A 24,675-nucleotide genomic window follows, 5' to 3' on the forward strand; every position below is an offset into this window, starting at 1 on the left:
TGCGACTCCGCTCGACCGTGGCGATCACCTGTGCTCGGATCCGGCGTGACATTGTCGAGCACCTTGCCATTCTTGCGCGACGAGAGGCACGTGATGGGTATTCCTCAGTCCACGAGCAGTGCGGGCTCCTCGAGAACGGAGGCGACATCGGCGATGAAGCGGCTCATGCCGTCGCCGTCGATCACACGGTGGTCGAAGGACCCTGCCACCGTGGTCACCCAGCGAGGACGCACCTCGCCGTCGACGACCCACGGCTTCTGGCTGATGGTGCCCATCGCGACGATTCCGGCCTCGCCGGGGTTGATGATCGGGGTGCCGGCATCCATCCCGAACACACCGATGTTCGTGATCGTGATCGTGCCGCCCTGCTGATCGGCCGGCGGGGTCTTGCCCTCGCGCGCCGTGAGCGTCAGACGGTTCAGCGCCCGGGCCAGATCCTTCATGCCGAGGTCCTGGGCGTCCTTGATGTTCGGCACCAGCAGACCGCGCGGGGTGGCGGCGGCGATACCGAGGTTCACGTAGTGGCGCACGGCGATCTCGGCACCGGCTTCCGTCTCGATCCAGGCAGCGTTCACCATCGGGGTGCGGCGCGCAGCCCAGATCACGGCGCGGGCCATGATCAACAGCGGCGAGACCCGGATGTCGGCGTAGTCGGGCGAGGCCTTGAGGCGCTTCACGAGCTCCATCGTGCGGCTGGCGTCGATCTCCTTCCACACCGTCACGTGCGGGGCCGAGTACGCGCTCTGCACCATCGCCGAAGACGTGGCCTTGCGCACGCCCTTCACCGGGATCGACTCGGTGCGGTCGTCGCCGGCGGCAGAGGGCCGAGTCGCGGTGAGCCCTCGTGCGAGTCCTGCCGGAGCGGGCTGCGGCGCGGGCACCGTCTCCTCCCGCACGGTTCCCCACTCGGGCGTCTCGATGTTGCGGAAGACACTCGCCTGCGAGGCGTGCTTCATGACGTCGTCCCTCGTGACCTCGCCGTCGGCGCCGGTCGCTGCGACCGCCGTGAGGTCGACGCCGAGGTCGCGCGCGAGCTTGCGGATCGGGGGCTTCGCGATCACGCCGACCGAAGAACGGACCGGACGCTCGGCCGGGCGCTTGCGACGCGAGGTCGCACCGCCACCCGTGCCGTAGCCGACCAGCACCGAGCCGCCGCCCTCTTCCGCGGCGGGAGCAGCGGGAGCCGGAGCCGCCGGAGCACCCGCGGCGGGCTCCGTCACGAAAGTGATGATGGGCGTGCCGACCTCGACCGTCGCGCCCTCCTCGACGAGCAGCTCGCCCACCACACCGGCGTGCGGCGATGGCAGCTCGACGAGCGACTTGGCCGTCTCGATCTCGCAGACCACATCGTTGATCGCGACGGTGTCGCCGGGGGCGACCTTCCACGCGACGATCTCCGCCTCGGTCAACCCTTCTCCGACGTCGGGGAGGGTGAAGTTCTGCGTGCTCATGACGAGTCCTTTCGGCCGAGCGGGGATGTCAGTATGCCAGGGAGCGATCGACGGCCTCGAGGATGCGGTCCGCATCCGGGAGATAGGTGCCCTCGAGTTTCGCCGGCGGGAACGGGGTGTCGTAGCCCGAGACGCGCAGCACCGGAGCCTCGAGCGCGTAGAACGCACGCTCCATGACGGTCGCCGCGATCTCACCGCCGATGCTCCCGAAGCCCTGGGCCTCCTGCGCGTAGACCATGCGCCCGGTCTTGCGCACCGAGTCGAGGATGGGCTCGTAGTCGACCGGCGACAGCGAGCGAACGTCGACGACCTCACAGCTCGTGCCCTCGGCCTCGGCGAGCGCGGCGGCCTGCAGGAGCGTGGTGACCATCGCGCCGTGTCCGACGAGCGTCACGTCGCTGCCGGAGCGCACGACCCGTGAGGAGTGCAGCGGAACGGCGGACGCGTCGAGCTCGACCTCGCCCTTCTGCCAGTAGCGGCTCTTCGGCTCCATGAAGATCACGGGGTCGTTCGACGCGATCGCCTCCTGGATCATCCAGTACGCGTCGTTCGGTGTCGACGGCGAGACCACGCGCAGGCCGGGAGTGTGCGCGAAGTACGCCTCCGGACTCTCCTGGTGGTGCTCGACCGCGCCGATGTGTCCGCCATACGGGATGCGGATGACGATCGGCATGCTGATCGCGCCCTCGTGCCGGTTGGTGAGCTTCGCCAGCTGCGTGGTGATCTGGTCGAACGCCGGGAACACGAATCCGTCGAACTGCACCTCGATGACCGGGCGGAACCCGACCATCGCCATCCCGATCGCCGTGCCGACGATCCCGGACTCGGCGAGCGGTGTGTCGAGCACCCGGCGGTCGCCGAAGTCGCGCTGCAGGTGCTCGGTGACGCGGAAGACACCGCCGAGCTTGCCGATGTCCTCGCCCATGAGGAGGACCTTGGGGTCGTTCTCCATGGCCTTGCGCATGCCCGCGTTCAGCGCCTTGCTCAGCGGCATCGTCTCGAGAGTCACTGGGCTCCTCCTTCGAACGACGCTTCGTACTTCGCGCGCCAGGCTTTCTGCTCGTCGATCAGCGGATGCGGCTCGCTGTACACGTGGTCGAAGATCTTGTCGGCGCTGGGGGAGGTGAGCACGACGCTGCGAGCGCGCAGGTCCTCGGCGGCATCCGCAGCCTCGGCCTCCACGTCGGCGAAGAGCTCAGCCGAGGCTCCGCGCCCTTCGAGGAACGCCCGCATCCGGACGATCGGGTCGCGTCCGGCCCAGAGCTGTTCCTCGTCGCTGCCGCGGTACTTGGTTGGGTCATCGCTCGTGGTGTGCGCGCCGAGGCGGTAGGTGACGGCCTCGATCGCCTGCGGGCCCTTGCCGCTGCGGGCGTCGTCGAGAGCTGTGCGGGAGACCGCGTAGCTGGCCAGGACGTCGTTGCCGTCGACACGGACGCTCGGGATGCCGTAGCCGGCGCTGCGCTGCACGAGCGGCACCCGCGACTGCGTCGACACCGGCACCGAGATCGCCCACTGGTTGTTCTGGAGGAAGAAGACGGTCGGCGCCTGGTAGCTCGCGGCAAAGACCATCGCCTCGTGCACGTCGCCCTGGCTCGAAGCACCGTCGCCGTAGTAGGTGATGACGGCTTCGTCACGGTCGACGTCACCGGTCCCGGTGCGGCCGTCGAAGACGAGGCCCATCCCGTAGCCGGCAGCGTGCAGCACCTGGGATCCGAGCACGAGCGTGTACAGCCGAGTATTGCCGTTCTTGGGGTCCGTGGGGTCCCACCCGCCGTGCGAGACTCCGCGCATCAGCTTGATGATGTCGACCGGATCGACGCCGCGGATGCGGGTCACCGCGTGCTCGCGGTACGAGGGGAAGATCGTGTCCTGCGCACGGGCGGCACGACCGGAGCCGACCTGCGCCGCCTCCTGCCCACGGCTCGGGGGCCACAGCGCGAGCTGACCCTGCCGCTGCAGGTTCGTCGCCTGGGTGTCGATGGCCCGGATGACGACCATGTCCCGGTAGAACTGCTCGAGCTCGGCATCGCCGATCGCTTCGATCAGGGGAAGGTATCGCTCAGCGGCGGCGGACGGAGCGTACCGTCCGGTCTCGTCCAGAACGCTCACAAGGGGTGTCTCGGAGGTGGTCACGCTCTCACGCTACCCGCGCCCGCATGCCCGGTCACGCATACCTAGGACGCCCTCGTAACTGCCCGGAAGCCGGAGAATCACGCGCGCCCCAGCGAAGAACGGCGACTCAGCGGAGCGCGGCCGCGACCTCGAGCACGCGTTGGATCGAGGCTTCCTCCCCGACGGAGATGCGGATCCCATCGCCGGAGAAGGGCCTGACGACCAGGTCGGCAGCGACGAACGCGGCAGCCACTTCGTCGGTGCGCTCCCGCGCGGGCAGCCACACGAAGTTCGACTGGGAATCCGGAACGTCCCACCCCTGGGCGCGGAGGCCCTCCACGAGGCGGGTGCGTCGCTCGACGATCACGGCGACGCGTTCGAGGAGCTCAGGCTCCGCGTCGAGGCTCGCGATCGCGGCGTTCTCGGCGGCAGACGTGACCGAGAGCGGGATGCCGGTGGTGCGCGCGGCATCCAGCACCTTCTCGTGCCCGATCGCGTAGCCGACCCGCAGCCCCGCGAGGCCGTAGGCCTTCGAGAAGGTGCGCAGCACGACGACGTTCGGATGCCGCTCGAACACCCGCTCGGCGAGACCGTCGACCGCGTCGGGGGCCGTCACGAACTCGGTGTACGCCTCGTCGAGGATGATGAGGATGTCGGAGGGCACCCGCGCGGCGAACGCGGCGAACTCCGCCGACGTGATGACCGGACCGGTCGGGTTGTTCGGGGTGCACAGGATGATCGCGCGGGTGCGGTCGGTGACGGCGTCGGCCATCGCGTCGAGGTCGTGACGGGAGTCGGCCGTGAGCGGCACCTGCACCCCGGTTGCGCCTGCGACGAGCGGGAGGCTCGGGTACGCCTCGAAGGAGCGCCAGGCGTAGATGACCTCATCGCCCACGGAAGCGGTCGCCAGGATCAGTTGGTGCAGGATCGAGACGCTGCCTGAGGCCACGTGCACCTGGTCGGGGTCGACCCCGTAGCGGACCCCCAGCCGCTCGCGCAGGCGGGTGGCCGTCGCATCCGGGTAGCGGTTGATCGGCGTCGTGCGCTGCAGCGCCTCGAGCACCGAGGGCAACGGATCGAACGGGTTCTCGTTGCTGGAGAGCTTGAACGCATCGGGGCCTGCCTGCTTGCCCTGGCGATACGGCGCGAGGGCGGCGATGGCTGGTCGGATGCGGGGCAGGATCGGCTCGGTCACGAGGTCGAGTCTACGAGGGAGCACCGGGCGGCGACGGGCTCGGACGCAGCCTATCGAGGCGCGATGGGCGGTGGTACCATTCTGGTATGGCAATGACGGTGCGACTCCCGGAAGAACTCGATGCGCAGCTCGAGGCGATCGCGCGCGCCCGGCACACTTCGAAGCACGCGGTGATCATCGAGGCGGCGACGCGGTTCGCGAACAGCGAGTCGAAAACAGACCGCGTGCTCTCGATCGCCGACGAGGTGACCGAACGCTACGCCGAGACGCTCAAGCGACTCGAAGACGCCTGAGCGATGGCGACGGAATACATCGAGCCGGAGCAGGCCCTCGCCCTGATAGCGAAACTCGGGCTGCACGTCCGTGACGAGGGGTTGCTCTTCTCCGCGCTCGCTCGCCCCTCAGCGGGGATGTTCGGAGTCGATGCCTACCCGTCCTTCGCGGAGAAGGCCGCGGCGCTGATCAGTTCGGTCGCACAGAACCACGCGCTGTTCGACGGGAACAAGCGGATCTCCCTGTACCTCACGTTCATCTTCATCCGACTCAACGGATACGAGGTGACGTTCACGAACGACGAGGCATTCGACTTCGTTCTCGACGTCGCGCAGAGCCGTTTGGATCTGAACCAGATCGCACAGGTCATCACCGCACACATCGTGGAAGACACCGCAGGCTGACACCCGCGGGCGTCCGTGGGACACTGGTCGGACCATGCGCTTCATCATCCGAGTCGTCGTCAACGCGTTCGCCCTGTGGGTCGTGACACTGATCCCTGCCCTGCAGGTGGTCGTCACCGCCTTCCCTCCCGGCGAGACCTTGCAGCTGGTATTGACGCTGCTCGCAGTGGCCGCGATCTTCGCAATCGTGAACACGATCATCGGCACGGTCGTCAAGATCGTCGCGTTCCCGCTCTACATCATCACGTTCGGGCTGATCGGCTTCCTGATCAACGGCTTCCTGCTGTGGCTGACGGCCTGGATCACGAGCGGCTTCGGCTGGGGCCTGACGGTCGGCGACTTCTGGTGGGGCGTGGTCGCCGCGCTCATCATCTCGGTGATCAACGGCATCTTCGGCTTCATCCTGCGCCCGCAGAACAAGAACTCCCGCCGCGACTGAGCCGGGTCACCCCGTCCGCTCGGCATGGAACTCCGTGCGCTCGACCTCCACGGCCTCTCCGAGCTCGTCCCAGTACTCGTCGACGGCCTCGGCGCGAGGATCGTCTGACGCATCGACCATCTCCGCCGTCTCGATGTAGGTCTCGAGGGCGTGGGTCTGCAGCGTGAGGTCTTGCAACCCGTCGCGCGGATCGCCGACCCTCGACGCGGTGAAGCTGTCGGGCGATCCGGTTCCGTCGATCGACCCGCCAGCGGCGAGCGTCGACACGATGTCGTCGGTGTGCCGGAGCTGGATCAGCGTCTGGTCGTCGCCGAGAGTCGGCTCCGTGGGGCTTCCCGCCGTCATCAGGGTCGACACCGCGAACTCGCTCTCCATCGCGAGGCGGGCGGCGATCATCCCGCCCTGGGAGTGGGCGACCACATCGACCTGGTCGCCCGGCTCCGCACCAGCGGCCGCGAGCGCATCGAGGGTGGCCTGATAGGACGCGGATGTCTGCCCCTGGTAGAGCTCGATGTTCGCCTTCATGTCCCACGGCTCCGACTCGCCTGCCTGCCATGGCAGTGAGTTCTGGGTCCCCTCGACATAGGCCACGTAGCGGGTCGCGCCACCGACCATCGTGTACTTCTCGACCGCGACCTGCGCATTCGCCCCCGGCATCCTCCTGAATGCGGCGGCGAGGCCCGTCGGCGCGCTCGGAGTCGATGTCGCCACCGGCGTCACGCTCACGGCCTCGGCCACTCCTTTCAGAACCGTGCCGGAGCGGACCTTTCCGAGCCCGGAAGCGATGCCCACCAGCGCACCGCCCAAGAACAGCGGCGGGAGCGCCCCCGCCGCGTCGTACTGATCTCCCAGCCCCTCGAACCGACGCTTCTCCCACCCCGCCACCAGCCAGTCCGCCATGGTCCCGATCCGCTCGTCGTCGGCGACCAGCCCGTCCACGCGCGCTTGGACGGCGTTCGCTGCCGCGGCGTCGGTGAGGGCGAGCGCCTCGGCCTGCGCCCGCAGCTCGACGACCTCGAACGCATCCGCCATCAACAGCGCGCCCGTGCAGGCATTCTCGACTTCTGCGCACAGCGCACCGACTCGCTCACCGCTCCGCTGCAACGCACTCACATCTACTCGGGGTGGCGGCTCCGGAGAGGAGGCGATGAGAGCCTGCGCACGGATGACCGCTTCACGCGCTTCGTCATACTGCGAGGCCACCGCGCGCATCCGATAGCCGACACCGCGAAGCTGCTCGGTGTCGACGGCGATCGCTCCACCGTGGTCGATCTCCAATCCCCCGGCGTCCGCCGGCACTCCGCTGCCGGAGATCGCGTTCATCCCTCCGCCCCCTCTCCCAGCTCCCACTCGCGAACCTTGAGGTTTCCGATCTCGACTGCGGTTTCGTCACGCAGGCGCGCAAGCAGTTCGTTCAGCGCGCGAAACCCCTCGGACTGCCAATCCGTACTGTCGACGAGCGCGACCAGGGTCGATCCCGCCTCTTCCAGCGTCGAGATGGCGGCACCGATCTCGACGCGCGCCAGGGAAATCCCCCAGAGCTGTGAGGAACCGCCGGCCTGGTCCTGCGCGAACGAGTACATGGCCCCAGCATCCGGGATCGCGGGCATCTCTCCCGGCACGAATCCCGCGACCGGTGGAGAGACGGACGCCCGTTCACGGTGTGCAGAGGATCGCGCGGGCCGGGCCGCGCTGTGCAGGATGCCCGAGGCCGGGCAGAATGTATCTGTGACATCCCCGGATCCCTTCCGCGTGATCTTCGTCTGTACGGGGAACATCTGCCGCTCTCCCATGGCCGAGGTCGTCTTCCGCGACCTCGCGGAACGCCAGGGACTCGGCTCGCGCATCGTCTCGCGCAGCGCCGGAACCGGAGACTGGCATCTCGGCGAACGCGCCGACCACCGCACGATCGATTCGCTGGCCCGCCACGGCTTCGACGGCTCCCAGCACCGCGCCAAGCAGTTCACCGCAGCGGCCTTCGCCGACAACGATCTCGTCGTCGCCCTCGACCGCACGCACGAGCGCATCCTGCGGGAATGGGCGCACGACGAAGACGAAGAAGGCAAGGTCACGCTCCTGCTCGCATTCGACCCGAACGCGACGACCCACGACGTGCCCGATCCCTACTACGCGGGCGCGGAGATGTTCGATTCCGTGCTCGGTATGATTGAGGCGGCGACTCGGGGCCTGTTCCGCCAGCTCGAACCCGCTCTTCGTCTCCCCCGCACGCCCCGCATCTGAGGGGCCCGATCAGGAGGAACTCCCCTGACTTTCCAGCCCTCGCTCCCGCCGCAGCCCCTGAGCCCCCTCGACGGTCGCTACCGCGGCGCTGTCACCGGCCTCGCCGACTTCCTGTCCGAGGCGGGCCTGAACCGGGCACGCGTCGAGGTCGAGGTCGAGTGGCTGATCGCACTCACCGACCGCTCGCTGTTCGAGACCTCCCCGCTGTCAGATGCCGACAAGGAGCGCCTGCGCGCGCTCTACCGCGACTTCGGGCAGGCCGAGATCGACTGGCTCGCCGAGAAGGAAGCCGTCACCCAGCACGACGTGAAGGCGATCGAGTACCTCGTGCGCGACCGGCTCTCGACCCTGGGCCTCGACTCGATCGCCGAGCTCACGCACTTCGCCGCGACGAGCGAAGACATCAACTCCGCCTCCTATGCCCTCACCGTCAAGCGTGCTGTCGAAGAGGTCTGGCTTCCCGGTCTCGACACCGTGATCGCGAAGCTGCGCGAGCTCGCCGTCGAGCACGCCGATGCCGCGATGCTCTCCCGCACGCACGGTCAGCCCGCCACCCCGTCGACCATGGGCAAGGAGATCGCCGTGTTCGCGTGGCGTCTCGAGCGCGTGCGCAGCCAGATCGCGGCATCCGACTACCTGGCGAAGTTCTCCGGCGCGACCGGCACCTGGTCTGCGCACCTGGCCGCAGATCCCGACGCCGACTGGCCGACGATCGCCCGCGAGTACATCGAGGGCCTGGGCCTCGGCTTCAACATCCTCACCACCCAGATCGAGTCGCACGACTGGCAGGTCGAGCTCTACGACCGCGTGCGTCACGCCGGCGGCATCCTGCACAACCTCGCCACCGACATCTGGACCTACATCTCGCTGGGCTACTTCGCGCAGATCCCGGTCGCCGGGGCAACCGGCTCGTCGACGATGCCGCACAAGATCAACCCGATCCGTTTCGAGAACGCTGAGGCGAACCTCGAGATCTCGGGCGCCCTGCTCGCATCGCTCGGCCAGACGCTCGTCACCAGCCGCCTGCAGCGCGACCTCACCGACTCCACCACGCAGCGCAACATCGGCGTGGCGTTCGGGCACTCGCTGCTCGCGCTCGACAACCTGCGTCGGGGCCTGAACGCCATCTCGCTCTCGCGCGACGTGCTGCTCGCCGACCTCGACGTGAACTGGGAGGTGCTCGCCGAGGCCATCCAGACCGTCATCCGCGCCGAGGTCGTCGCCGGACGCTCCACGATCACCGACCCGTACGCACTCCTCAAGGAGTTGACGCGCGGTCACCGGGTGGGCGCCGCAGACCTCGCCGAGTTCGTGCAGGGTCTCGAGATCGGCGACGCCGCCAAGCAGCGCCTGCTGGCATTGACTCCCGCGACCTACACCGGCATCGCCGCGCGCCTGGCTCGCTGAGCTCGCGCCCCTACCGCGCCCCTGCCGCGCGCGCCGAGTGCACGGCTTGCTGCCGAGTGCACGGGATACTCATGCGTGGATCCCGTGCACTCGGCTCGTTCCCGTGCACTCGACGCCACCGCGCGGGCGAACTAGGGAGCGGACTCGCCGGAGTGCTCCTCGACCTTGTCCTTCGGCATGAACGCGGCGGCGATCAGGGTGAGAACCGCGGTCACGGCCACCGCGACGAACACCCAGACCGACGCGTGGATGATCGTGCCGGGATCGTCCGGACCGACGCCCTGCGCGATGACGGCGTTGGAGATCGCGCCGAACACGGCAACACCCACGGCGCTTCCGGCTGAGCGCGCGAACGCATTCATTCCGGTCACCGCCCCGCGTTCGCCCCACCCGACCGAGGCCTGCGCAGCGATCAACGTCGGCGCCGCGCTCCACCCGAGCCCGAACCCGAGCACGAACGCGATGCCGGCGATCACGAACGGATTGGGCCACGACGCCACGGAGGCCAGGGTGATCGCGGCGACCGTGGTGATGCTCATGCCGATCAGCGTGGTGCGGCGGAAGCCGATCCGCAGGTACAGGCGCCCCGCGTTCGCGGCGGCGAGCGGCCAACCGAGGGTCAACGCGGCGACAGCGAGACCGGAGAGCAGCGGCGCGATGCCGGTGGATCCCTCGAGATAGGCGGGTGCGAAGCTGGTGACACCGAGCATCAGCGCGCCGATGCCGAGCGACACGATCGTGGTCGTCAGGATCAGCGGTCGAGCCGCGAGACGCAAATCGACGATGGGCTCGGCCACCCGGCGCTCGACGAACCCGAAGGCCACCAGTGCGATCACTCCCACCCCGAAACACAGCGCGCTCTGCGCGGAGAGCCACGCCCAGGCGTTCCCGCCCTCCAACATGCCGAGGATGAGCGCGGTCAACCCGATCGTGAGCAGCACCGCTCCCCCGTAGTCGATGCTGTGCTTCCGGGTCTGCTTCTGCTCCTTGTAGTTGCGCAGCAGCATCCATCCGGCGATCAGACAGAGCGGGATGTTGATCCAGAAGATCCACCGCCAGGCGTCGAGCTGGGCGAAGATGCCGCCGAGTGCCGGGCCGACGACCGACGAGATCGCCCAGACGCTCGCGACGTAGCCCTGCACCTTGGCGCGTTCGGCGACCGTGTAGATGTCACCGACGATGGTCATCGACATCGGCGCGACGGCACCGGCGCCGATGCCCTGGATGATACGGAACACGATCAGCGCCGGCATGCTCCACGCGAACCCGCAGAGGATCGATCCGAGGAGGAACAGAGCGATACCGAGGAGGATGATCGGCTTGCGGCCGACGGTGTCGGCGAACCGGGAGTAGATGGGGACGCTCACGGCCTGCGCCAGGAGGTACACCGAGAACAGCCAAGGGAACTGCTGGTAACTGCCGAGATCGCGGACGATGCTGGGCACCGCCGTCGCCAGGATCGTCGCGTCGATCGCGATGAGGCCGGTGGCGAGCATGAGCGCCCCGAGGATGGGCCCTCGCTCCGACCGGAGTCCGATGGAGGCGCGGTCAACGGAGGCAGTCACTACAGGGACAAGCCGATCCACCGCAGCGGTATTCCGGATCCGTGGATGTCGGCACCGCCCACGACGGTGCCGACGTCGGTCGACGCCGGCACCGTCATCGACACCGTCGGGCTCAGTGCGCCGGGCCGAGGTCGCGCATCGGCTTGCCGTTCTTCGGGTTCCCGGGCTTCACCTTGCGGCGCTCTCCGTTCACGACCACGATCACGTTGCTCATGTTCGGCGCCCGGTCGGCGACGACGTCGTAGGAGACGACTCTCCCATCCCGCCACTCGCAGTCGACGCGGTAACCGCCGCGAGCACGCAGGCCCTCGAACGATCCGGCGACGGCCCAATCGGCGGGAACGGCGGGCAGCAGACGGATGACATCGCCATGACTCTGCACGAGCATCTCGGCGATCGCACCGACGATGCCGTAGTTGCCGTCGAGCTGGAACGGCGGATGATTCGCCCAGAGGTTCTGCAGGATGTTGTACGTGAGCAGGCCACGCACCATGATCCCGGCTCGTTCGGCATCGCCCAGGCGTGCGAAGAGTCCTGCGCGCCACGGCCAGGTCCACGAGCGGCGGCTGTCGCCCGAGACCGTGGCCGCGGTGAACGGCACCCCTTCCTTCTCACCGCACCGCGCCTTCAGCGAGACCAGTGCCGCCGCGGAGAGTTCTGGGGTGTCCGGGGTGATCTGGCGTCCCGGATACACGGCGAACAGGTGCGAGGTGTGCCGGTGGATGTCGTTCGGGTCGTCACGGTCGGTCTGCCATTCCTGAAGCTGGCCCCAACTGCCGATCTTGTTCGGCGCGAGCCGCTCCTGCATGTCGGCGACTGTCTTCTGATACTTCTTGTCGGCACCGAGGGCCTTCGCGCACTCGAGGTAGTTCTGGAAGAGGTCCCAGATGATCTGCTGATCGTGCATGACGCCGTCTTCACGAGGGCCGTGCTCGGGAGACCACCCCATCGGCGCGACCAGCGTGCCGTCCGGGAGCTCCTTCAGCTGGTCCTCCCAGAACTGGCAGATCTCCTTGATCAGTGGATAGGCGAGGTCGCGCAGGTACTTCTTGTCCTGCGTGAAGGCCCAGTGCTCGTAGAGATGCTGGGCGTACCAGGCGCTGGCGATCGTGTTCCATTCCCACGCGTTGCCCCCGAAGATGCTCTGCGAGGTGCGCGCGGTCCACCCCCGCACGTCGGCGCCGAAGGCGTTGCGCGTGGCGACCCTGCTGGGCACGGCCACCTCGCGGATGAAGGTCGCGAGGGCCTCGTGCGACTCCGGGAGGTCGGCGGTCTCCGCCCCCCAGTAGTTCATCTGCACGTTGATGTTCGTGTGGTAGTCGCTGGCCCAGGCCGGCTGGTTGCTGTTGTTCCAGAGCCCCTGCAGGTTGGCGGGCAGACCACCGGGCTTCGAGGAGCTGAGGAGCAGATAGCGGCCATAGCCGTAGAGCGTCTGCTCGAGGATCGGGTCGGCCTCGCCCTTCCCGTAGCGGAGCAGCCGGCGGTCGGTCGGCATCGCCATCACGGCGTCGTCGGTCTGACCCCACTCGACCTTCGCGCGCTGCATGAGGTCAGTGACCTGCGCGGTGTGCGCGGCGCGGAGCTTCTTCCAGGAGCGGGAGGATGCGGCGTTCAGCGCCTTCTCGATGGCGGGCTGTGGAGCGCTGCCTCGCCAGCCGTGCGCGGCGCTCAGCCGATAGTCGGTGCGGGCGTCGAGCAGCAGCGTGATCGCCGAGGCGCCCGAGACGCGCAGCCCGCCCTCTGCGGCGACCACCTGTCCGTCGGTATCCGCGATGCGCATGACAGCCGCGTGCGTGAGGTTGTTGGCCATCGTGCCGGAGAAGCTGAGCCGCCGGCCGCCCGCATCTGCTGTGGTCGCGACGCCGTCCTGCTTCGAGGCCATGGTGATGAGCGCAGTCAGCGCGCCCGGGCGATCGGAAGTGAACCGCACGGCGATCACGTCGGCATCGCGACTCGCGAACGCCTCGCGCAGCACCGTGCCCTGCGCGGTCGCGAAGTGAGTGCTGTGGGTGCCGTCGGCGATGTCGAGCGCCCGCCGATAGTCGACGACCGCCTTGGCTCCTGCCGTACTGAAGCCGTTCCCGGTGAACGCGACGCCTCCGAGCCGGATCGCGCCGGGCGCGGAGAACGCGATGCGGTACATCGCGTAGGCGGTGGAGTTCGTGAACGAGAACACGCGGCCGATGCCACGTTCGGGGAAAGTCTCGCCGACGCGGGTGTCGAGCGTCTTCCAGACAAGCCCATCATCCGAGCCGGAGACGACCCAGTCGCGAGGATCCTGCTCCGGCGCATCCGGAGCGCTGGTGAGCACGTAGCCGCCGAGGGCGAGCTTCGCACCGAGTTCGACCTGCCACACCGCGCCGGCACCCGTCGTCGGCACCGCCCACACAGTGGTGGGATCGGCATCGATGCTGCCGACGAGGGAGTCGGCATGTCCGCTCGGTGAAGAGACGTACACCGCGCTCCCCTGCGCCAGGTCGACACCGCCGAGTGCGATCTCACCCACCTGGAAGTGACTGACGCCCGCCTTCGGGGAGAACACGAACCGATAGTGGGCGTACGCCGTGGTGTTGGCGAAGGTGAAGCTCTTCGTCTGGAGTCGCTGCGGGAACGGCGCCTCAGCACGCGAGTCGAGTGCGACCCAGGTCGCGCCATCGGTGGATCCCTCCACCCGCCAGTCCTGCGGATCACGAGCGGGGACGTCGTTCGCGCTCGTGAGCGTGTAGGAGGCGACGGCGATCGACTCCGCGAGGTCGGCCTGCCAGATCACCTCGGCCGGTGGCGCGATCAGGCACCATTTCGTCGCGGGATTCCCGTCGTACGTCTTCTCGACGCTCTCGCCACCCGACACCTCATACGGTCCGCCGGGAGATGTGACCTTGGTGCGGGCACCGAAAGCGACGGTGACCTCGCCGAAGTCGCGGAAGGAGCCGAACCCGGTGACGCTGGTGTCGTAGGCGCCGTCGGGTTGTCCCGCAAGCGCGTTGTCGTAGTCGTTGACGCCACCCCAGAGGCTCTGCTCACTGAACTGGATCACCTCGGCATCCGGGTTCCCGAACAACTTCGCGCCGAGTCGCGCGTTGCCGATGGGGAGCGCCTGCGTCTCCCAGTTCGTCGCGGGAGTGCCGTACCAGAGCGCGTGTGGCGACAGCTGCGGTCGAGGGATCGGTCCTGCCGCTGTCGCGGGCACCGGCGCGTTCGCCGAGAACGAGCTCGCAGCAGCCGGCCGAGCCGCCAGGAACTGAGGGACGAGCGGGGCGAGGAGGACGAGACCGCCCACCTGCAGCGCCTGTCGACGGGAAATGGGGTCGATCATCACAGCAAACCTCCGGAGCATCGTTGATCATCTGGTGCCGTGCGCCCCCGCCGGTCATGAAGGCGGGCGCGTCAGGAGCCAGTGTGCGACACGAGACATCGGATGTCTAGAGACGATCGGCCAGAGGGTTCGCCGAAAGTATCCTCACTCGCAGCAACCGTGGGTCGCTTTAGTCGGATGTTCGGATGATCACGCTGCGGAGAGCGAGTGCTCCACCGCCCGGCAGATCAGGATGATGCGGGGCGACCGGGCGCCTCGGCGTCGGGGTTTTCGTCTTCCGGCTCCGGGTCGTACAACACCGGACGATCGATCGTCTTGGTGACGTCGGCCGGATCGACGGCGAGGATCAGCATCGCGAGGATCAGCAGCGTGACGATGAACGCCCCACCGCCGACGACGAGGCCGAGGGCGAACGGGGTCAGCCCTTCATATGAGCCGTTCGCGATCAGGGTGTTCACGCGCAGAGTGAAGGCACCGGTGGAGACCAGGGTGACGACCATGGCGAAGACGCCGCACCCGAGCGCGATGAGGAGCAGGTGCAGGGGCCGCAGGATGTCCCGACGGGTGGGCTTCTCGTCGCTCATCGCTCTCCTCCGTGCTCCACAGGGGAAGCGCTGTCGTTCGGTTCGGAGGCCGCGGCGACGGCATCCACTCGCTTCGGCGTGAGGCCGGCGATGCCGAGGAACACGGCGAGGATCGCCGCGTAGCCGCCGAACATGCCGACACCGAGGATGATGCCGGAAAGGATGAACGTGCCGGCCTTGTCGATCGTGTACTCCTGCAGGAATCCGGCCGGGATCAGCAGGAGGACGATGCCGAGCAGAACTCCCAGCGCCCCCACCGTGATCGCGTCGCGCGACAGTGCGTCGCCGGATCGACGGGCTCGGATGCCGGCGAGCAGCTCGATGCCACCGCTGATGATCGCCCATCCGGACACGACGACGAAGAACAGGTCGTCGGAGCGCCAGACCGGGATGCCGCTGACCATGCCGGCGACGACGCCCACGGCCGCGAGCAGCACGTACGACCAGCGCGAGCCCGCAGGCAGCACCAGCCAGGCAGCGAGCACCTGCACGAGAGCGGTGGTGAAGACGAAGCCGCTGAAGACGGCCAGACCGACGGGGGCGGAGTGATCAGACGAGAACGTGATCATCAACGCGGCGACCGCGGCGAACAGCGCGCGCAGCAATTGCACGTGGCGCATGGTGAATGCGCGAGCAGGGGCAGACATGACGGTCCAGAGTCCTCCGGGGTGTTCCTCCCAGTCTACGCGGGGCTGCGGAGCCGATGCGCCGGGAGCCGTGCGGAGGGAAGTTTCGTGAAGCCCGGCGGATCTCCCCAGATCGATTGCCGGGCTTCACGACATACGCAGCAAGGGGGGCATCACTGCGTCAGGCCGGTGATCGCAGGGTCGGGCACCCTGCCTGCGAAGACGGCCAAGTGACCCCACATGCCCACCCGGTCCCCTGAGGTGCACGCGTGCGGTCGTATGCTCACTCTAGAGCGCTGATCTTCACATACCGGAGGGGGTCTGTGACGAGTTTCGAAGATGACGCGCGCAGAGCACGACCCGATGCGTTCGCGAGTGCCCTGCGCGACGCGATAAATGCGAGGCCTGTGACGCTGTCCGGGCTGCAGCGCCAGCTCAAAGCCAGAGGCAACAACGTCTCGATGGCCACGCTGAGCTATTGGCGCTCCGGCGCACGACGGCCGGAAGGCGCGCAGTCGCTGGCCGCGCTGGCCGACATCGAGCAGCTCCTCGGCCTCGACGAAGCGGCATTGACCCGACTTCTCCGCTCCACGAACCGCACCGGCCCTCTCGGACCGAACCAGTTCCCGATCGACGAGGAGGAGCTCGAGCTGGCGGTCATCGAGGCCTTCCGCGCCCTCGGTGCGGATTATCCGGACACCTCTCGCGAACTCACGACCCATTCGGTGACCGATGTCGGCGCGGATGGCAACGTCGCCTACAGCATCACCCGCAGCATCGTTCAGTCCACGGTCGGCACGATCACGGCGATCCCGTTCCTGGAGATCACTCCTGGCGTCCGCACTCCACCCCCCGCCCTGAGGGCGGTATCCGGGGGAAGGATCGCTGCGCGATACTCCCATCCGGACGGCGAGGTGCACGGCGTGCTCTTCGAACTCGACCTTCCGCTGACCGCCCCTGAGACCGCGATGGTCGAGTGGTCCGTCGAGTATCCGCCCGACTATCCGGAGACCCGCGACACGGGCCACGCGTTGGCGCAGAAGGCGCGAGAGCTGCTGGTCTGGACGCGCTTCCATCCGGATGCGATGCCGGACTGGTGCGAAGAGCATGTCGAGACCCCGAACGGCGTGACCGTGACCCCGGTGGCACTCACCCGCGGAACGTCGGTGCACCTGGTGCGCAGGGCGTTCGGCCCTGGCGCCCTCGGACTGCACTGGGGCTACGGCCCCCGAGAGGATCAGCCGGGCTGATCGCCGCTCGCGACCGGACGGCCAGGAGTGTTCGACCACTGGCTCCACGAACCGGGGAAGACCTTCGCCTCGATGCCGACCTCGTGCAGGATCAGGGCGGTGTGCGCGGCCGTCACGCCGGAACCGCAGTACGCCGCAACCGCGGTGCCCGGCGTCACACCGGCCGCGGCGAAGTTCGCCAGCACGGTCTCACGGTCGAGGATGCGCCCTTCTGGGTCGAGGTGCAGCATGGTCGGGACGTTGCGCGCACCGGGGATGTGGCCGGCCACCGGATCGAGCGGCTCGGTCTCGCCGCGGTAGCGCTCCGGCGCCCGGACATCGAGCAGCACACCGGATGCCGGGAACGCGGCGGCCTCGTCGATCGACAGCGCGTCGGCGCCGACCTCCTCCAGCACGACGTCGCCGGGCTCCGGAGTCACATCATCGGTCGCGACCTCGAAACCCTCGGCCTTCCAGCCGCGGATGCCGCCGGCGAGCACGCGCACGTCGACACCGGCCTGGCGCAGCAGCCACCAGGCGCGCGCCGCCGCCGTGCCCTTGGCATCGTCGTACGCGACGACGGTGTCGCCTGCGCGCACACCCCACCGACGCGCCGCGACTTGGAGCGTGGCGGTCGACGGCAGCGGGTGCCGTCCTTCCGAAGCTTCGCCGTGGGTGGAGAGCTCGGTGTCGAGCGAGGCGAACACCGCTCCGGGGATGTGTCCGCTCAGGTAGTCGGCGTGTCCGGCCTCCGGACGGTCAAGCCGCCACCGCACGTCGATCACGCGCACCGGCGCGCCCTGGGTCAGAAGGTCGTTCAGCTCGACGGCACTCACGAAGTCGCTCATGCTGCGAGGCTACCGAGTCGAGAGCTGCTCTCGGCGCGCGTTCGTCTTCCCGCGTCACGAATCGGCGACCGCCTCAGACCGTTAGGCTCGATCCGGCAACGTCGAGAAAGGGCCAACGATGCCCTCTCGACTTCGCTGGATGCGCTTGCGCCCGCAGGAGGCCGCGCTCATCGCGATCACCGCGGTGTGGGGCGGCACGTTCCTGCTCGTGCACTGGGCGATGGAGCACGCAGGTCCCTGGTTCTTCGTCGGCATCCGGTTCCTGATCGCCGGACTCATCAGCGTCGTGATCTTCCGGCGCGTGCTGCGCGGGATCCGCTGGCGCGACATCGGCGCGGGCGTCGCGATCGGCGTGATGATCTACCTCGGCTACGGCCTGCAGACACTGGGCCTGCAGACCATCGACAGCAGCACCTCTGCCTTCATCACCGCGATGTACGTGCCGCTGGTGCCGCTCGCGCAGTGGGCCGTGTTCCGCAAGCGCCCACCGGCCATGGCCTTCGTCGGAGCGGGCCTGGCCTTCGTCGGACTGCTCTTCATCGCCGGGCCCGACGCCTTCGCTCTGACGCTCGGCGCTGGCGAGATCGCGACCATGATCAGCACCCTGCCGATCGCCGCCGAGATCATCCTCATCAGCCTGTTCGCGGGGAAGATCGACCTCGGCCGCATCACGGTCATCCAGCTGCTGACCGCCGGCGTGCTGGGACTGCTCACGATGCCGGCGGTAGGCGAGAGCGTGCCGGAGTTCTCGTGGATCTGGGTCGGCTGCGCGGTCGGGCTGGGAGCTGCGAGCTGCCTGATCCAGCTGACGATGAACTGGGCGCAGAAGTCGGTCTCGCCCACCCGCGCGACCATCATCTACGCCGGAGAGCCGGTGTGGGCAGGCGTCATCGGGCGCATCGCCGGTGAGCGCCTGCCCGCGACCGCGCTCATCGGCGGCGCACTCGTCGTGCTCGGGATCCTCGCGAGCGAGCTGAAGCTCGTGCGGCGAAGGCGCCGGGAGGAGAACCACGCCGTGGGCGGAGAATCTCCGGTGAGCTCTCCGCCCGACGCGTAGATCTCCGCCCGAGGCGACGTCAGACCGTGAGCAGTACCTTCGTGGCGCGGCGCTCATCCATGGCCCGGTAGCCCTCAGCGGCGTCCTCGAGTGGAAGGGTGAGGTCGAACACCTTGCCGGGGTCGATCTTCCGGTCCCAGATGAGCTGGATCAGTTCGGGGAGGAAGCGCCGCACCGGAGCCGGGCCGCCGTGCAGGTGCACGCCGGAGTAGAACAGCTCTTCGCCGGGAAGCGCGACGTCGTGCGAGACGCCGACGTAGCCGACATGGCCGCCGGGGCGGGTGGAGCGGATCGCCTGCATCATCGACTCCTGCGTACCGACCGCCTCGATCACCGAGTGCGCGCCGAGTCCGTTCGTGAGCTCCTTGATGCGCGCGACGCCTGCATCACCACGCTCGGAGACGATGTCGGTCGCACCGAACTCACGGGCCAGAGCCTGGCGGTCGGCGTGCCGGCTCATCGCGATGATGCGCTCGGCGCCGAGTTCTCTTGCGGCGAGGATCCCGAGGAGTCCCACGGCTCCGTCACCGACAACCGCTACCGTCTTGCCGGGGCCCGCCTCGGCGGCGACAGCGGCGAACCAGCCCGTGCCCAGGACATCGGATGCCGCGAGCAGGGAAGGGATCAGGTCGGCGTCGGGCAGACCGGGAGTGGCGACCAGGGTGCCGTCGGCGTGCGGGATGAGGGAGTACTCGGCCTGGGTGCCGTATCGGCCCATCGGGACGACGTGCACGCAGCGGGACTGGTAGCCCGCCTGGCAGATCTCGCAGGTGTTGTCGGACGCCATGAACGAGCCGACGACGAAGTCGCCGACCTTCAGCGTCTGCACCTCGGAGCCGATCTCCTCGACGACCCCGACGTATTCGTGACCCATCGGGGCGTGGTCGACCTCATTGGCGCCGCGGTAGGGCCACAGATCGGAGCCGCAGATGCAGGTCGCCGCAATGCGGATCACGGCATCGGTCGGTCGCGTGATGGTGGGCTTCTCGCGCTCCTCGACCCTGACGTCGCCGGGGGCGTACATGACTACTCCGCGCATTCGTGATGCTCCTTCTTGTCGTAGGCATCCAGTCAACGCCGCTTCCGGGCGAAGTGGGAGGGCCTGAGGGAACCCCTCGAAATCGGCGCATCCGGGAATACTCGGACGGAGCGCGCGTTGCACCCGGCATGATTGAAACTTCAACCGTCGCTCCGGTCACCACGGAACGCACCCGCGTCCGCGTGCCGCTGCGCTTCGGCGACGGCTTCTCCACCACCGCCGATGTGGTCACGTTCGACGGTCTCGTCGACGGCCGCGAGCACCTGCTGCTCGGCCTCGGAGACTGGCGTGCTGCCGTCGAACGCGCCGGCGACGGCGGGGCCGCTCCTCTTGTGCGCCCGCACAGCGAGTGCCTCACCGGTGACGTGTTCGGGTCGGAACGCTGCGACTGCGGCCCGCAGCTGCGCGAGGCGGTGGAACGCATCGCGGACGAAGGCGGCTTCCTGCTCTACCTTCGCCAGGAGGGGCGGGGCATCGGCCTCTACGCCAAGCTCGACGCCTACGCTCTGCAGGACGCGGGGCTCGACACGTACGAGGCGAACGTCGCCCTCGGTCACGGCGAAGACGAGCGCGACTACACCGTCGCCGCCCAGATGCTGAACGCGCTCGGCGTCGACGGCATCCGCCTGCTGAGCAACAACCCCGACAAGGCCGTGCAGCTCGAAGCGCTCGGCATCCGCGTCACCGAGCGCGTGCCCACCGAGGTGCACCTGTCGGAGGCCAACTCCCGCTACCTGCAGGCCAAGCGGGACCACACGGCGCACACGCTCGACCTGTCCGCAGCGTGACACTCCAGGAGGACACCATGACGGCGGAGCAGCAGCATCCGCGTCGACTCGACGACACCGAGATGCAGACCTGGCTCCCCGTCATCCGCTTCGTCCAGCTGCTGCCCCAGGTGCTCGACCGCACGCTCAAAGAAGAGGTCGGGCTCAACCACGCGCGCTACGCGATCCTCATCACGCTGGCGGGTCAGGGCGAGGGCGCCGTCACCATGACGGAGCTCGCCCGCATCGCGGGCCTCAGCCGATCGAGGTTGAGCCATGCACTCGACTCGCTCGAGCAGCGCGGCTGGGTCGAGCGCACCTCCTGCAGCACCGACAAACGCACCCTCTCCGCCGCACTGACACCGGCGGGGCGGGAGATGCTGCGCACGGCCGCCCCCGTGCACGTCGAGCAGGTGCGGGAGCTCGTGCTCGATCCGCTCACGACCGAAGAGCGCGCGCAGCTCGGTGCGATCCTCGGCAAGCTGCTGCCCGGCGTGACCGCGGCGCTGTAGGCCCCGTCCGATCAGGCCTCGGGAACGGGGCGCCCGAACGCCTCGAGCGTGATGTCTTCCGGTGCGGGGCCGCGACGCACGTCCGTGTCGAGCGCGTCGATCGATGCGAGCTCAGCTGTCGTGAGCTCGAAGTCGAACACGTCGAAGTTCTCCGCGATGCGTGCAGGACGCACCGACTTCGGAAGGGCGGAGCGTCCCTGCTGCAGATGCCAGCGCAGCATCACCTGAGCTGGCGACTTGCCGTGCGCGGTGCCGATCGCCAGAAGCGTCGCGTCGTCGAAGGCCGAAGCGCCGTTCGGCCGGTACGCCGTGATCCCGCCGATCGGCGACCACGCCTGCGTGCGGGTTCCGGCTGCGGCGTCGGCCGCCTGCACCGCGCGCTGCTGGAAGTAGGGGTGCACCTCGATCTGGTTGACCGCCGGAACGATGCTCGTCTTCTCGCCGAGCAGCGCGAGATGCTCGACCATGAAGTTGCTGACGCCGATCGCGCGGACCCTGCCGTCGGCCAGCAGCGTCTCGAGCGCCTGGTAGGCGCCGAGAGTCAGGTCGAATCGCTCTGGGAGCGCCTGGTGGAGGATCAGCAGATCGAGCGTGTCGACGCCGAGCTTTCCGGTCGACTTCTCGAAGGCATGCAGGGTCTCGTCATATCCGTAGTCGCTGATCCACACCTTCGTCTCGATGAAGACCTCGTCGCGCGGGATTCCGGAGCGACGGATCGCCTCACCCACCTCGCGCTCGTTGCCGTAGGCGGCTGCCGTGTCGATCAGGCGATAGCCCGTCTCCAGTGCGCTGACGACGGCGTCGACCGTCTCTTCGGGAGCTGCCTGGTAGACGCCGAAGCCGAGGGCCGGCATCGTGACGCCGTTGTTGAGTGTGAGTTGCGTGGTCATGTCTCCAGTGTGCGCTCGCCCTATCCTGCGAGGGAGGGCCTGGCGTCACCTCCCTTCTCGCCCTCGGACGGCGTAGCGTCGGAGGATGGACACCCGCAGCGAAGTGCGCGAATTCCTCTCCACGAGGCGCGCACGCCTCACCCCCGATCAGGCAGGACTGCCCGCGTTCGGCGGCAACCGTCGTGTACCGGGTCTCCGCCGCGAAGAGGTCTCGCTGCTCGCGGGCGTCAGCGTCGACTACTACACCCGGCTCGAGCGCGGCGATCTTTCCGGCGCCTCGGAGAGCGTCCTCGATGCACTCGCACGCGCGCTCCAGCTGGACGAGGCAGAGACAGCGCACCTGTTCGACCTCGCCCGCACCGCGAACTCCTCCCCCCTGGCGCGCAAACCACGCCGGAAGGCAGAGGTGCTGCGGCCCAGCATCCTGCGCCTGCTCGATGCGATGACCGAGGCGCCGGCTGCCGTGCGGAACAACTACTTCGACTACCTCGCGGCGAACGCGCTCGGCCGGGCGCTCTATGCACCCCTGCTCGCGGAGCCCCACCCGAACAGCGCGCGCTTCGCCTTCCTGAACCCGGCCGCGCAGGACTTCTACCCCGAGTGGGAGCGCAACACCCAGGAGCTCGTGGCGGCGATGCGCGGAGAGGCAGGGCGCAATCCCTACGACCGGAAGCTGAGCGACCTGGTCGGTGAGCTGTCGACCCGCAGCGAACGCTTCCGCACGCTGTGGGCGGCCCACAACGTGCGCTACCACCGCTCCGGCATCAAGCGCATCAACCACCCGGTGGTGGGCGAGATGGAACTCACCTACGAGGCGTTCGAACTGCCCGCCGATCCCGGCCTGCAGCTGTCGACGTACACCGCAGAGCCGGGCTCGGCATCGGCCGACAAGCTGAAGATGCTCGCCAGCTGGGCGGCGACGGATGCGGCCGGGCCCGTTTCGGCCGAGGCCGCGCCCGCGCCCGCGCCCGAACGCACCGACGTCTGACACCGCGCACGGCACACCCGCGCTCTCGGCCCAACCGATATGTTGCACCGCCTACGGTTGGTGCGCGGAACCCGCGGGGATAGCATGTCTCTCCCGCGGAGCCCACCGACGTTCTCCGCCTGAGGACGGGAAGAGCACCGTGGACGATGAGCTCCTGCGCCCACAGAGCGACGATGCCGACAGCCGATCGCACAGCGCCGTCTCCTCGTTCGCGTCGACACTGCGCCGCGCCGTGCAGCGTCGTGGCCAGTCGCTCCGCACGATCCGGCGCCGCCTGCACGACCGCGGCTACCAGATCAGTGTCGCCACGCTCTCGATGTGGCAGTCCGGCACCCGGCGCCCGGAGAAGGACACCTCGTTCGACGCGATCCACGAGCTGGAGCAGCTGCTGCTGTTGGACGAGGGCGCGCTCACCGACACCCTGGGGCCGCCCCGCCGTGTCCAGCAGAATCTGCACCGACCGTACGCCGATCTCGCCGAACTGGCCCCTTCCGCCTTCACCGCCGAGCCGACTCCCGAGCTGCTGGAGCGATCCGGCGCGATCCTCCTCGACGTCGATAGGGAGAGCCGAATCGTCCGTACCGTGAACCGCACCATCTGGCAGGCGCATCGAGACGGCGCGGAGCGTGCCGTCATCTTCTACGGCCTGAGCAGGCCCGGCGATGAGCCTCCCGAAATGCGCGGCACCATAGGCTGCGAGCTGGTCGACACGAGGATCGATCTCGACCAGCGGCTGGTGCGAGCCGCTCTCCGATTGAGCACCCCGCTTCGCAAGGGCGAGCTGGCACTCACCGAAAGGGAATCCACCGCGCCCGACGACTCGGCCCCCGATCGCGAGTTCACCGTCGTCGCTCCGCGGCGCCAGGCGGAGATCATCCTGCATGCCACCTTCGACGCCGACCGCCTCCCCCGTCGGTGCCGAGTGTTCGTCGAATCTGATGATGTGTCGCGTTCGCACGCGGTGTCCCTCAACGGCGCCGGCGTCACCCACGCGGAGTTCAACTTCGGTCCCGGAAGGGTCACTCTGATGTGGGAGTGGTGAAACCATTGGAATGGTGGTCGGACGACCCGCCTCACGGCGTTCGAGGATAGGCGTTCGAGGATAGGGGAGCGAAACGGTCCACCACCGTCTCGCTCCCCGCGCTTCCCCCTCAACCGGTTCCTACAGGGAGAGAACCGGTGACAGCCCCACCCGCGCATCGCTGCGCGGACTGCCACCGGGACGCTCGTCCGCCACCGGCGCGCAGAAACGTATCAGTGCGCCGTTCACGGAGAGCCCCTGCTCGCGTGAACGATCCACGCCCCCGGCCTCCGCATCCGGTTCTGCTCTGAGCAGAACGTCTCGAATCCCCCGGTTGCGGCGGCTTATCGTGAGGCATGGCCGACCTCCTCTCGTTCCCGCGCTCCCCTCGCTCCGACCGTCCGCGGCCGAGTGATCCCGAACCCCTCTGGCGTCATCTGCTGGGCGACCAGCTGCGCCGCCGCCGCCACGACCGCGAGGAGACGCTCACCGAGACGGCCGAGAAGGCCGGCGTCTCCCCGCAGTACCTCTCCGAGGTCGAGCGAGGGTTGAAGGAGCCGTCGAGCGAGATGATCGCCGCGATCGCGGGCGCCCTCGACACGAGCCTCATCGAGCTGACCAGCGCGGTCGCGGATGAGCTCCGTTCGGTATCGGCGTCCGCTGCGGTGTCGATGTCCGCCGGACCCGGCATGTTCGCTCTCGCCGCCTGAT

25 protein-coding genes are annotated in these 24,675 nt (G+C 68.5%); 12 read left to right on the forward strand and 13 right to left on the reverse strand.

The features are described 5' to 3' along the window. Positions 1–104: 104 nt before the first annotated feature. The 4 genes from CQ040_RS03405 to CQ040_RS03420 all read right to left on the reverse strand — a co-directional run bounded on the left by CQ040_RS03405 (position 105) and on the right by CQ040_RS03420 (position 4,758). Positions 105–1,451: a dihydrolipoamide acetyltransferase family protein gene (locus CQ040_RS03405; RefSeq protein WP_105526031.1), complete on the reverse strand. Its 1,347-nt coding sequence runs from the start codon at positions 1,449–1,451 to the stop codon at positions 105–107. A 28-nt stretch (positions 1,452–1,479) separates the two neighbouring features. Next, positions 1,480–2,445, reverse strand: a complete 966-nt coding sequence (locus tag CQ040_RS03410) for an alpha-ketoacid dehydrogenase subunit beta (RefSeq protein WP_036273701.1) — start codon at positions 2,443–2,445, stop codon at positions 1,480–1,482. A gap of 11 nt (positions 2,446–2,456) precedes the next feature. Then, the gene (locus CQ040_RS03415; RefSeq protein WP_105526032.1) at positions 2,457–3,584 is read right to left on the reverse strand and encodes a thiamine pyrophosphate-dependent dehydrogenase E1 component subunit alpha; all 1,128 of its coding nucleotides are present in this window, start codon (positions 3,582–3,584) and stop codon (positions 2,457–2,459) included. A 106-nt stretch (positions 3,585–3,690) separates the two neighbouring features. Then, complete coding sequence (locus CQ040_RS03420; RefSeq protein ID WP_105526172.1) at positions 3,691–4,758, reverse strand: histidinol-phosphate transaminase; 1,068 nt, start codon at positions 4,756–4,758, stop codon at positions 3,691–3,693. Between the two features lie 86 nt (positions 4,759–4,844). Between CQ040_RS03420 and CQ040_RS03425 the strand changes: the two genes are divergently transcribed. The 3 genes from CQ040_RS03425 to CQ040_RS03435 are packed head-to-tail and all read left to right on the forward strand — an operon-like array spanning position 4,845 to position 5,874. Further along, positions 4,845–5,051, forward strand: a complete 207-nt coding sequence (locus CQ040_RS03425; RefSeq protein WP_017829758.1) for a ribbon-helix-helix protein, CopG family — start codon at positions 4,845–4,847, stop codon at positions 5,049–5,051. A gap of 3 nt (positions 5,052–5,054) precedes the next feature. After that, positions 5,055–5,435 (forward strand): type II toxin-antitoxin system death-on-curing family toxin, encoded by a 381-nt coding sequence (locus tag CQ040_RS03430; RefSeq protein WP_105526034.1) that lies wholly within the window; start codon positions 5,055–5,057, stop codon positions 5,433–5,435. Positions 5,436–5,469: 34 nt separating this feature from the next. Beyond that, on the forward strand, positions 5,470–5,874 hold the full coding sequence (locus CQ040_RS03435) for a phage holin family protein (protein ID WP_105526035.1): 405 nt from the start codon (positions 5,470–5,472) through the stop codon (positions 5,872–5,874). Positions 5,875–5,880: 6 nt separating this feature from the next. Here CQ040_RS03435 and CQ040_RS03440 read toward each other — a convergent pair whose 3' ends face one another. Together CQ040_RS03440 and CQ040_RS03445 are read right to left on the reverse strand one after the other, a co-directional pair. After that, a complete protein-coding gene (locus CQ040_RS03440; RefSeq protein WP_105526036.1) occupies positions 5,881–7,197 on the reverse strand; it encodes an alpha/beta hydrolase in 1,317 nt (438 codons plus the stop codon). Further along, complete coding sequence (locus CQ040_RS03445) at positions 7,194–7,457, reverse strand: hypothetical protein (RefSeq protein WP_105526037.1); 264 nt, start codon at positions 7,455–7,457, stop codon at positions 7,194–7,196. The genes CQ040_RS03440 and CQ040_RS03445 overlap by 4 nt, the downstream gene beginning before the upstream one ends. A 145-nt stretch (positions 7,458–7,602) precedes the next feature. Between CQ040_RS03445 and CQ040_RS03450 the strand changes: the two genes are divergently transcribed. Together CQ040_RS03450 and purB are read left to right on the forward strand one after the other, a co-directional pair. After that, positions 7,603–8,115 (forward strand): low molecular weight protein-tyrosine-phosphatase, encoded by a 513-nt coding sequence (locus CQ040_RS03450; protein WP_028501028.1) that lies wholly within the window; start codon positions 7,603–7,605, stop codon positions 8,113–8,115. 24 nt (positions 8,116–8,139) lie between these two features. Beyond that, positions 8,140–9,522 carry an adenylosuccinate lyase gene (purB, locus tag CQ040_RS03455; protein ID WP_105526038.1) on the forward strand — a complete coding sequence of 461 codons (1,383 nt, stop codon included), beginning with the start codon at positions 8,140–8,142 and terminating at the stop codon, positions 9,520–9,522. A gap of 131 nt (positions 9,523–9,653) precedes the next feature. Here purB and CQ040_RS03460 read toward each other — a convergent pair whose 3' ends face one another. The 4 genes from CQ040_RS03460 to CQ040_RS03475 all read right to left on the reverse strand — a co-directional run bounded on the left by CQ040_RS03460 (position 9,654) and on the right by CQ040_RS03475 (position 15,634). After that, a complete protein-coding gene (locus tag CQ040_RS03460; RefSeq protein WP_028501030.1) occupies positions 9,654–11,087 on the reverse strand; it encodes an MFS transporter in 1,434 nt (477 codons plus the stop codon). Between the two features lie 112 nt (positions 11,088–11,199). Further along, on the reverse strand, positions 11,200–14,403 hold the full coding sequence (locus CQ040_RS03465; RefSeq protein ID WP_105526039.1) for a glycoside hydrolase N-terminal domain-containing protein: 3,204 nt from the start codon (positions 14,401–14,403) through the stop codon (positions 11,200–11,202). A 227-nt stretch (positions 14,404–14,630) separates the two neighbouring features. Continuing rightward, positions 14,631–14,987 (reverse strand): hypothetical protein, encoded by a 357-nt coding sequence (locus tag CQ040_RS03470; protein WP_028501031.1) that lies wholly within the window; start codon positions 14,985–14,987, stop codon positions 14,631–14,633. Continuing rightward, a complete protein-coding gene (locus CQ040_RS03475) occupies positions 14,984–15,634 on the reverse strand; it encodes an acyl-CoA synthetase (protein WP_105526040.1) in 651 nt (216 codons plus the stop codon). Before CQ040_RS03475 ends, CQ040_RS03470 begins: the two co-directional genes overlap by 4 nt. A 302-nt stretch (positions 15,635–15,936) precedes the next feature. Between CQ040_RS03475 and CQ040_RS03480 the strand changes: the two genes are divergently transcribed. Beyond that, on the forward strand, positions 15,937–16,863 hold the full coding sequence (locus CQ040_RS03480) for a hypothetical protein (RefSeq protein WP_105526041.1): 927 nt from the start codon (positions 15,937–15,939) through the stop codon (positions 16,861–16,863). Here the strand turns inward: CQ040_RS03480 and CQ040_RS03485 are convergent. Next, positions 16,851–17,690: a sulfurtransferase gene (locus tag CQ040_RS03485; RefSeq protein ID WP_105526042.1), complete on the reverse strand. Its 840-nt coding sequence runs from the start codon at positions 17,688–17,690 to the stop codon at positions 16,851–16,853. The genes CQ040_RS03480 and CQ040_RS03485 overlap by 13 nt on opposite strands. A gap of 139 nt (positions 17,691–17,829) precedes the next feature. Here CQ040_RS03485 and CQ040_RS03490 point away from each other — a divergent pair, with 139 nt between their 5' ends. Continuing rightward, entirely contained in the window at positions 17,830–18,747 is a 918-nt protein-coding gene (locus CQ040_RS03490) for a DMT family transporter (RefSeq protein ID WP_105526043.1), read from the forward strand. Between the two features lie 19 nt (positions 18,748–18,766). On the opposite strand, the gene CQ040_RS03495 is transcribed toward CQ040_RS03490, so the two are convergent. Then, a complete protein-coding gene (locus tag CQ040_RS03495) occupies positions 18,767–19,786 on the reverse strand; it encodes a zinc-dependent alcohol dehydrogenase family protein (RefSeq protein ID WP_105526044.1) in 1,020 nt (339 codons plus the stop codon). Between the two features lie 128 nt (positions 19,787–19,914). On the opposite strand from CQ040_RS03495, the gene ribA reads away from it, so the two are divergent. Together ribA and CQ040_RS03505 are read left to right on the forward strand one after the other, a co-directional pair. Beyond that, positions 19,915–20,574, forward strand: a complete 660-nt coding sequence (ribA, locus tag CQ040_RS03500) for a GTP cyclohydrolase II (protein ID WP_105526045.1) — start codon at positions 19,915–19,917, stop codon at positions 20,572–20,574. A 17-nt stretch (positions 20,575–20,591) separates the two neighbouring features. Next, a complete protein-coding gene (locus CQ040_RS03505) occupies positions 20,592–21,065 on the forward strand; it encodes a MarR family winged helix-turn-helix transcriptional regulator (protein ID WP_105526046.1) in 474 nt (157 codons plus the stop codon). 11 nt (positions 21,066–21,076) lie between these two features. On the opposite strand, the gene CQ040_RS03510 is transcribed toward CQ040_RS03505, so the two are convergent. After that, complete coding sequence (locus tag CQ040_RS03510; RefSeq protein ID WP_105526047.1) at positions 21,077–21,955, reverse strand: aldo/keto reductase; 879 nt, start codon at positions 21,953–21,955, stop codon at positions 21,077–21,079. An 85-nt stretch (positions 21,956–22,040) separates the two neighbouring features. Here CQ040_RS03510 and CQ040_RS03515 point away from each other — a divergent pair, with 85 nt between their 5' ends. The 3 genes from CQ040_RS03515 (at position 22,041) to CQ040_RS03525 (ending at position 24,674) form a co-directional block, all read left to right on the forward strand. Next, a complete protein-coding gene (locus tag CQ040_RS03515) occupies positions 22,041–22,943 on the forward strand; it encodes a helix-turn-helix transcriptional regulator (protein WP_105526048.1) in 903 nt (300 codons plus the stop codon). Between the two features lie 139 nt (positions 22,944–23,082). Further along, positions 23,083–23,985: a hypothetical protein gene (locus CQ040_RS03520; RefSeq protein WP_105526049.1), complete on the forward strand. Its 903-nt coding sequence runs from the start codon at positions 23,083–23,085 to the stop codon at positions 23,983–23,985. A gap of 335 nt (positions 23,986–24,320) precedes the next feature. Further along, the gene (locus CQ040_RS03525; RefSeq protein ID WP_105526050.1) at positions 24,321–24,674 is read left to right on the forward strand and encodes a helix-turn-helix domain-containing protein; all 354 of its coding nucleotides are present in this window, start codon (positions 24,321–24,323) and stop codon (positions 24,672–24,674) included. Position 24,675 lies beyond the last annotated feature (1 nt).

The sequence above is a fragment of the Microbacterium sp. MYb54 genome, assembly GCF_002979515.1.
Lineage (GTDB): Bacteria > Actinomycetota > Actinomycetes > Actinomycetales > Microbacteriaceae > Microbacterium.

Bases quoted from the DNA above. Each gene is read 5' to 3' on its own strand.
- CQ040_RS03405 (WP_105526031.1), bottom strand. From the start codon at position 1,451: ATGAGCACGCAGAACTTCACCCTCCCCGACGTCGGAGAAGGGTTGACC.
- CQ040_RS03410 (WP_036273701.1), bottom strand. From the start codon at position 2,445: ATGCCGCTGAGCAAGGCGCTGAACGCGGGCATGCGCAAGGCCATGGAG.
- CQ040_RS03425 (WP_017829758.1), top strand. From the start codon at position 4,845: ATGGCAATGACGGTGCGACTCCCGGAAGAACTCGATGCGCAGCTCGAG.
- CQ040_RS03430 (WP_105526034.1), top strand. From the start codon at position 5,055: ATGGCGACGGAATACATCGAGCCGGAGCAGGCCCTCGCCCTGATAGCG.
- CQ040_RS03435 (WP_105526035.1), top strand. From the start codon at position 5,470: ATGCGCTTCATCATCCGAGTCGTCGTCAACGCGTTCGCCCTGTGGGTC.
- CQ040_RS03440 (WP_105526036.1), bottom strand. From the start codon at position 7,197: ATGAACGCGATCTCCGGCAGCGGAGTGCCGGCGGACGCCGGGGGATTG.
- CQ040_RS03445 (WP_105526037.1), bottom strand. From the start codon at position 7,457: ATGTACTCGTTCGCGCAGGACCAGGCCGGCGGTTCCTCACAGCTCTGG.
- CQ040_RS03465 (WP_105526039.1), bottom strand. From the start codon at position 14,403: ATGATCGACCCCATTTCCCGTCGACAGGCGCTGCAGGTGGGCGGTCTC.
- CQ040_RS03470 (WP_028501031.1), bottom strand. From the start codon at position 14,987: ATGAGCGACGAGAAGCCCACCCGTCGGGACATCCTGCGGCCCCTGCAC.
- CQ040_RS03475 (WP_105526040.1), bottom strand. From the start codon at position 15,634: ATGTCTGCCCCTGCTCGCGCATTCACCATGCGCCACGTGCAATTGCTG.
- CQ040_RS03485 (WP_105526042.1), bottom strand. From the start codon at position 17,690: ATGAGCGACTTCGTGAGTGCCGTCGAGCTGAACGACCTTCTGACCCAG.
- CQ040_RS03490 (WP_105526043.1), top strand. From the start codon at position 17,830: ATGCGCTTGCGCCCGCAGGAGGCCGCGCTCATCGCGATCACCGCGGTG.
- CQ040_RS03495 (WP_105526044.1), bottom strand. From the start codon at position 19,786: ATGCGCGGAGTAGTCATGTACGCCCCCGGCGACGTCAGGGTCGAGGAG.
- ribA (WP_105526045.1), top strand. From the start codon at position 19,915: ATGATTGAAACTTCAACCGTCGCTCCGGTCACCACGGAACGCACCCGC.
- CQ040_RS03505 (WP_105526046.1), top strand. From the start codon at position 20,592: ATGACGGCGGAGCAGCAGCATCCGCGTCGACTCGACGACACCGAGATG.
- CQ040_RS03510 (WP_105526047.1), bottom strand. From the start codon at position 21,955: ATGACCACGCAACTCACACTCAACAACGGCGTCACGATGCCGGCCCTC.
- CQ040_RS03515 (WP_105526048.1), top strand. From the start codon at position 22,041: ATGGACACCCGCAGCGAAGTGCGCGAATTCCTCTCCACGAGGCGCGCA.
- CQ040_RS03525 (WP_105526050.1), top strand. From the start codon at position 24,321: ATGGCCGACCTCCTCTCGTTCCCGCGCTCCCCTCGCTCCGACCGTCCG.